This window comes from Paenibacillus mesophilus, assembly GCF_005938385.1.
Taxonomy (GTDB): domain Bacteria; phylum Bacillota; class Bacilli; order Paenibacillales; family NBRC-103111; genus Paenibacillus_AB; species Paenibacillus_AB mesophilus.
In genome coordinates this window covers 1-1943 of sequence record NZ_VCRA01000075.1, presented here as the reverse complement: position 1 = coordinate 1943, position 1943 = coordinate 1, and the positions used below count along the sequence as shown (strand labels likewise).

Sequence of the window (1943 nt, the reverse complement as noted above, 5' to 3'; positions counted from 1 at the left end):
GAGACTGTCGATTAAATCGCCAAATTCACTCGGAGAAAACGATTCAAAAAGGTCGGTTTACCTTTAAAAAACATATTTTTCTTTCATTTCCTCCATTTTACTCTGTATTTTGGTATCATATAGATATGCCGTATTATGGAGGGATTCAGATGAGTCGGGTACAGTACAAACAATTTGATCAGTTGTCCTTCGCGGATTTTGAGGTCTACTCCAATCTGCCGGATCACCCCATCTGGAGTAGGGCTGCGGAGCAAATTGACTTCTTGTTCGCCGATGACATCTGTGCTCATTTATATTCGGGGCGGGGGCAATATCCGTATGCGCCATCCCTAAAACTCAAGCTTCATTTGGTGCAGCGGTATTACAACCTATCGGATCGTGAAATGGAAGAAAGAGTAATCGGCGACCTGTTTATTAAACGATTTGCCGGCCTTCCCGTGGCGTTCACCGGTTTCGATCATAGCACATTCGGACTCGACCGTTCCCGTATGGGCTCCGAATTGTTTGACGCTTGTCATCACCATATTCTCGCTCAAGCCAAACAAAAAGGAATCTGGGGGAATAACAAGGATCTCTGGCTCGTCGATTCGTTCCCTACTCATGGTGCTATTGCCAGACGTTCCGCCTACCGCCTCATCCAGCAAGGCATGCTTCGGATCATCAATCCCCTGAAGCGCTCCTATCCGGCGTTGCACCAACGCTTAATGAAAGAGGTCAGGCTTAGCACGCTGCAAACGAAGTTTCCGCATGCGGCGACGGAAGAGCAGCGGCTATCGGCGTTCAGTGAATTGGTTGTCCAGGCATTCGGGCTTTTGTACTGGTTCGAAAGTGCCCCGGTACGTCCGACGTTTTGGTCGTGGTCTCGTGCAGACCGTCAACTTGCTTCCCTGGAGAGTCAGGCATTGCTGTACAAGATTCTCACCCAATACGTGCACCCGGAGGATCCGGAGGACCCGAATGCCCCCTTCAAAAAGCGCACGAAGTCCAAGCGCCCTCAAGACCTCGTGGTAAGCGCGGTTGATCCGGATGTTCGCCGCGGATACAAGTCCAAATCTGTTAAATTCACCGGCGACAAAGTGCAGGTTGTCCAATCCACCCTCTCGGGTCTTGTTCTTACGGCTGAGCCTATTCCCGGCAATGAAGATGATGGGAAACGGCTACTTGAACTGGTCGATCGGGTATGGACAAAGCACGGGGTCAAGCCTGCAGCCGTTGTCGGCGACACCGCTTACGGCACGGGTCGAAACCGAAGCGAATTCGCAGAACGTAACGTTGTACTTTCCGCCCCGATATGGTCCCAGTTCGGAGCGAACCCAAAAGGCATGCTCAATAACGAATCTTTCACCTATGATCCTGTTGCCAGAACGGTAACATGTCCGAATGGCCAGGTGACGAATAAATCCGTTTACAACGCGAAAAAGGAAGGAACGCAATACAAATTTCTTGCTTCGGCCTGCGCCAGTTGCCCCATGCGGCCGGACTGCACGGCAGCTGAGAAAGCAGGGCGTACCGTCTTCATTAGTGACTATTACGAGCTCCATCAGCAGGCCAAAACTTTTAATGAAACCGAGGAAGGAAAAGCTTTGCAGTCCGCTCGTCCTGCGGTGGAACGAAAAAACAATGAACTCAAAAACCATCAGGGTTTAGGTAGGGCCCGAACGCGATCCCGCGAGACGAGACGCCGCGATGTAAAACTCGCCAGCATGGTCGCCAATCTAAAAGTGATGGTAAAACAGGTCGGGAGTTTGACGCTCAGCTTTTGTCGCAAAAGAGTCGTCCCCCCTCACGGGATAAGTCTGCCCATTTAGCTGTTCAAAGGCGAAACAGTGTGCCGTAGACGGTACGAATTAAGAAGCTTTGGTGGGGTATTTCACCTAGTTGACGATTGAATACCCCAAACAAGAGTATTTGATTAACTTTTAGGCAAGTAAATCGACAGTCTC

Annotated in this window: 1 protein-coding gene; it reads left to right on the top strand. The window is 50.3% G+C overall.

The genetic code is table 11. From position 1 onward, the window contains the following. Positions 1-1808, top strand: a 1808-nt coding sequence (locus tag FE783_RS37210) for a transposase (RefSeq protein WP_138884445.1), incomplete at its 5' end; no start/stop codon positions are given. Positions 1809-1943: the final 135 nt, after the last annotated feature.